The organism is Floridaenema fluviatile BLCC-F154, assembly GCF_041929135.1.
Taxonomy (GTDB): Bacteria; Cyanobacteriota; Cyanobacteriia; order Cyanobacteriales; family Aerosakkonemataceae; genus Floridanema; species Floridanema fluviatile.
Map to the genome: position 1 here is coordinate 106327 of NZ_JBHFNS010000055.1, position 6000 is coordinate 112326.

2 protein-coding genes are annotated in these 6000 nt (G+C 36.1%); both read left to right on the top strand.

Going from position 1 to position 6000, the window contains the following annotated elements; all coding sequences use genetic code 11:
• Nucleotides 1-409: 409 nt before the first annotated feature.
• On the top strand, nucleotides 410-5761 hold the full coding sequence (locus tag ACE1B6_RS13390) for a trifunctional serine/threonine-protein kinase/ATP-binding protein/sensor histidine kinase (protein ID WP_413257736.1): 5352 nt from the start codon (nucleotides 410-412) through the stop codon (nucleotides 5759-5761).
• A gap of 81 nt (nucleotides 5762-5842) precedes the next feature.
• The coding region (locus tag ACE1B6_RS13395; protein ID WP_413257739.1) for a MerR family DNA-binding transcriptional regulator at nucleotides 5843-6000 on the top strand (158 nt) is incomplete at its 3' end.

The window sequence follows — 6000 nt, forward strand, 5'->3', positions numbered from 1 at the left end:
GATTTATCTGCTCCCCTCAACTACTCAATCTAAAATCACAGACACACTTCCACTTGCTGAAAAGAGCAATTTTACTCATAACACTCCTGAAAAACCTGTAAAAATTTATTTAGCATAAGCTGTACATTAGACATAAAATATCGCACAATATTAATTACTTGCGATTACTTTATTTTGCTAAGGATGAGCCCGATCCAAAAGTAATACTAGCCTTTCTTTGTCTCCCTTAATCCTCAGCAGTTTTGCCAAATCTATTTAATTAACTGCAAATTAAAATATTCTTGGATTAATTTGGGTAATCTAAATACACATCATAAAAATTGGGATTTCTAGTTCGCCTAGTATCTAAGTAAGTATTAGCGGACTCATCTCTTATCTGCAAACAAAGTTTTACTTAATTTAGAAAAAAATGAGTATTACACTTCCAGGGTATGAAATTATTGAATCCATTCACGAAGGATGGAATACCGTTATTTATCGAGCCAAGTATTTAGCCACAGCAAATCCAGTAATTATTAAAACTCTAAAAGCCGAATATCCCACCTTAGAAGATATCTCCCGCTTACGCCATGAATATAAAATTTTGCAACCCTTAAACCTAGAAGAAGTAATTAAACCAATAGCACTAGAAAACTACCAAAATGGTTTAGCACTCATTCTAGAAGACTTCGGTCAACCCTCCTTAAAAGGGTTTATTACTCACAATTCTGTTAACATCACAGAATTTCTTCAGATAGCAATTCAAGTTGTTGCCGCCTTAGAAAAACTTCACCAAAATAAGATTGTTCACAAAGACATTAAACCACATAACATCTTAGTTTCCTCTCAACTAAAGGAAATCAAAATTATCGACTTTAGTATTGCCACCCGTCTAACCAGAGAAAACGCAGCTTATAGTAGTTTAAACTTATTAGAAGGAACCCTAGCCTACATTTCACCAGAACAAACTGGTCGCATGAATCGATACATTGACTATCGTACAGACTTTTATTCATTAGGAGTTACCTTATACGAAATATTAACAGGACAATTACCATTTGTAACTGAAGACCCAATGGAATTGGTACATTGCCACATTGCCAAACAACCAATTGCTCCCCATCAATTAAAACCAGAAATTCCTCTGACAGTTTCATCAATAATCATGAAATTGTTAGCCAAAAACGCCGAAGACAGATATCAAAGTGCCGTCGGAATTAAAGTAGATTTAGAAGATTGTTTAACCCAACTAAAAACCACCGGAAAAATTGCAGATTTCCCGCCCGGACAAAGAGACAATTCCGGTCAATTTTTGATTCCGCAAAAACTTTATGGTCGGGAAACAGAAGTAGAAAAATTAATGGTAGCCTTTGAGCGAGTCAGCAGCGGAACTAGCGAAATGATGTTAGTTTCTGGTTACTCTGGCATTGGTAAATCCGCCTTAGTCAATGAAGTTCACAAACCGATTGTAGGCAAAAAAGGTTATTTCATTGCCGGAAAATTTGATCAATTTAAAAGAAACATTCCCTACGCAGCATTAATACAAGCTTTTTCCCAATTAATTAGGCAACTATTAACAGAAAGCCCAACGCAAATAGCCACTTGGAAAGAGAAATTATTAAACGCTTTAGGAGAAAACGGACAAATTATTATCGATGTAATTCCCCAAGTCGAATTAATCATTGGTTCCCAACCCGAAGCACCACAATTAGACCCAACAGAATCCCAAAATCGATTCAACAGAGTATTTCAACAATTCATTCATGTCTTTGCTCAAAAATCCCATCCTTTAGTTCTATTCTTAGACGATTTACAATGGGCTGACTCCGCCTCCTTAAAACTAATTCAATTGCTCACAACTGTTACAGACAGCCAATACTTACTAATGATTGGAGCTTACAGAGATAATGAAACTAGCCCAACTCATCCCTTAATACTAACTTTAGATGAAATTACCAAAACCGGAGCAACTGTTAATAACATCATTCTGCAACCTTTAGCATTGAACACAGTTAACCAACTAGTAGCTGAGACATTAGGTGAAGGTGAAAGATCTAAAATATTAGCGCAATTACTCTTTAATAAAACTCAGGGTAATCCTTTTTTCTTAACCCAGTTATTACAAACATTGTATGCTGAAAAACTTCTACAATTTGACTTTACCGAAGGACGTTGGCTTTGGGACTTAGAACAAATTCAAGCTATTGGAATTACAGATTACAACGTTGTTGAACTAATTGCTAGAAACATTCAAAAATTATCTAATGATACCCAGCAAGTAATAAAATTAGCTGCCTGTATTGGCAATCAATTTAACTTAGAAGTTTTGGCAATTGTTAGTGAAAAAAGCCTGCTAACTACAGCGGATGATTTGTGGGACACGCTGCAAGCTGGGTTAATTTTGCCATTAAGTAATGCCTACAAAATCCCCTTGTTTTTTGATGATGACGAACAGGGAAATTTGCATTTAGATGAGTATAAAGTCAGCTACAAGTTTTTGCATGACAGAGTGCAACAAGCAGCTTATTCACTCATCCCAGAAGCACAGAAAAAAGCTACTCATCTTAAAATTGGGCAACTACTATTACAAAAAACCGCCAAATACGCTTTAGAAGAACACATATTCGATATTGTAAACCAGCTGAATATAGGTAAAGAATTAATCACTGAACCATCAGAAAATTATGAATTAGCCAAATTAAATCTCATTGCTGGTAAGAAAGCGAAAATTGCGACAGCTTATGAAGCAGCAGTAAAATATTTCGCAGTTTTCTTAGAACTGTTAGCTGAAAATGATTGGCAAACGGACTATGATTTAATGCTGGAATTATATGTGGAAGCAGCAGAAGCAGAATATTTAAACATTAACTTCCACCAAGCAGCTACGCTCACAAAAATTGCTCAAGAAAAAGCCAAAACTTTACTAGACGAAGTAAAGGTTTATGAGTTGCAAATGCAAATTTATATCGCTCAACTGGAAATGCTCAAAGCTATAGATATAGGTTTGCAAGTTTTAGATAAATTGGGCGTTGCCTTGTTTATAATTAAAGGCGAGGAAAGCTTTAATTTGGCGTTACCTCAACTTGAAGAACTGGATAATATGCCAGAAATGACAGATGTTTATAAACTGTCAGCAATGCGGATTTTAAAAATTCTCTGTGCTCCTGCTTTTCAGGCAAAACCAGAGATTTTTCCGCAGTTAATATTAACAATGATTAACCTCTGTATTGAATATGGAAATTCTGCTTTATCTGCTTTTGCTTATGGTTTTTATGGCTTATTAATGTCGGGAACTGGAAAGCTAGATGCTGGCTATCAAGCGGGGTTAATTGCTATAAAAATCTTGGAAAAATTCGATGCTAAAGAACTGAAAGCGAAAGTTTATAACCTGTTCAACTCTAATATTAGAACCTGGAAAGAACACGCTATAAATAGTGTTGCGCCACTCCAAGAAGGGGTGCAAAGTGGATTAGAAACAGGTGATATAGAATGGGGCGGATATTGTGCGGCGAATTTTTGTGCTTACTCATTTTTTACAGAAGATAATTTAGAAAATGCGATACAAAAACAAGCTACATATCTTGATTTAGCAATAAAAATCAAGCAAGAAATTCCTATTCATTTCTCTTCTGTTTGGCGACAATTAGGGTTAAACTTCCAAAGTTTAACGGATAATAACTGTTTACTAATTGGAGAAAGTTTTGATGAGTCGGAAATGCTACCTCGATTAATTGAGGCTAAAACTGGAACTGTATTGTTTGTGTTTTATGTTGCCAAAACTATCCTTTGTTACCAGTTTAAAAAACCCGAACAAGCTTTGGAGTATGCTGCTTTAGCGACTGAACAAGCTGGCTCTGCATTTGGTTTTATGCAGGTAGCAATCTTGAATTTTTACCATTCATTAGCTTTGTTATCTAATTATCAGCAAGTTGGTGCGGAAGAACAAAGAAAATATTTAGCATTGGTAGGAACAAATCAAGAACAAATGAAGTTTTGGGCTGTTCACGCTCCCATGAATTATCAACACAAGTATCTTTTAGTAGAAGCAGAAAAAGCACGAGTATTAGGGGAAGTTTTAGCAGCAATGGAACTTTATGATGCTGCGATTCAAGAGGCGAAAGAACAAGGATATAAGCAAGAAGAAGCTATTGCTAATGAGCTAGCAGCAGAGTTTTATCTGGCTCTTGGTAGAGACAAAATCGCTAAAACTTATATGACAGAGGCTTATTATGTTTATATTGCTTGGGGAGCAATTAGTAAGGTCAAAGATTTAGAGAGGAAATATGCACGTTTGATTTCTCGGACAATTAAACAAGAGGTGACTGATATTGCAGCAACTCGGACTTCAAATTCAACTACGGGAAGCGTTACAGCAGTAATGGATTTAGGGATGGTTATTGAAGCTTCTCAAGCAATTTCTGGGGAAATTGTTTTCAGCGGTTTGTTGGATAAGTTGATCAAGATTGTTATAGAAAATGCAGGAGCTCAGAGAGGAATTTTATTGCTTAAGCAAGGTGAGCAATGGGTAGTAGAAGCTAAAGGTATTGTTACTGATGAAGATATTACTGTGTCTCAGCATGGCTACGATTATTCAGAGGAGAATTTACCAACTACAGTAATTAATTATGTGGAAATTACCCAAAAAACTTTGGTTTTGGAAGATGCAACTGTAGCCACAATTTTTGCTAATGATACTTATATATTAGAGAATAAACCAAAGTCGGTTTTGTGTACTCCTGTAATTTACAAGGGTAATTTAATGGGGATGATTCTTTTAGAAAATTACCTTAGTTCGGGAGTTTTTAATGCTCAAAGAGTAGAGATTATTAAAGCATTGTCGGCGCAAATTGCTGTTTCAATTGAAAATGCTCGGATTTATCAGAAAGAACAGGAAAAAAGTCAGTTGTTAGAACAATCTCTCAGTAAGCTACAAACAACTCAAAATCATCTTTTTCAAGTTGAAAAGATATCTAGTTTAGGGCAGATGGTTGCTGGGGTTGTTCATGAGATTAATAATTATGTGAGTTTTATTGCTGGGAATCTTTATCATACGAATGAGTATGTTCAAGATTTGCTAAATTTAGTTGGGCTTTATCAACAGGAATATTCTCATCCTAGCTTAATAATTCAAGATGAAATTGAAGCTATGGAATTGGATTATATAGTTACTGATTTGCCGAAAATCCTCACTTCTATGCAGTTGGGTACTGAAAGGATTAGAGAGGTAACGCAGACTTTACGGAATTTTTCGCGAGTTGATGAGACAGAGAAAAAGTTAGTTGATATTCATGGGGGAATAGATAATACGCTGATTATTTTAGATCAACGTTTGAAGGCTAAGCCAGAACGTCCAGCAATTCAGGTAATTAAAGAGTATGGTGATTTACCTTTGGTGGAGTGTTACACTGGACAGTTAAATCAGGTGTTTATGAATATTTTGTCTAATGCTATTGATGCAATGGAGCAAGAAAATGTTGGGCGAACATTTGCGGAGATTCAGCGAAATCCGAATGAGATTGTTGTGCGGACAGAGTTGTTAAATAGTCAGTGGGTTTCTATCAGTATTAAAGATAATGGGATGGGGATGCCGGAAGCTGTACGAAAACGGTTGTTTGAACCTTTTTTTACTACTAAACCTGTGGGTAAAGGTACTGGTTTGGGTTTGTCAATTAGTCATCAAATTGTGGTGGAAAAACATGGTGGTAGTTTCCAGTGTGTTTCTACTCTTGGGGAGGGTACTGAGTTTATTGTGCGGCTTCCGATTAGGCTGGGAAAAGGTTAAAAAAGAAGGGTTCGCTAACTGCTCCTAAAATTTTACCTAAACCTTTCTAGACCTACTCAAAAGATGTGCTAAACTGCCATTATGAGTAAGCTAACCATATCAGAAGCAGCAAAAATCAAAGGGGTGTCAGTTTCCACGTTGAGAAGGTGGGAAGCCGAAGGAAAACTTACACCCGAACGCACATTGAATGGTCACAGGCGTTATAACTTGGCTCAATTATTAGGAATCAAGTCAGATAA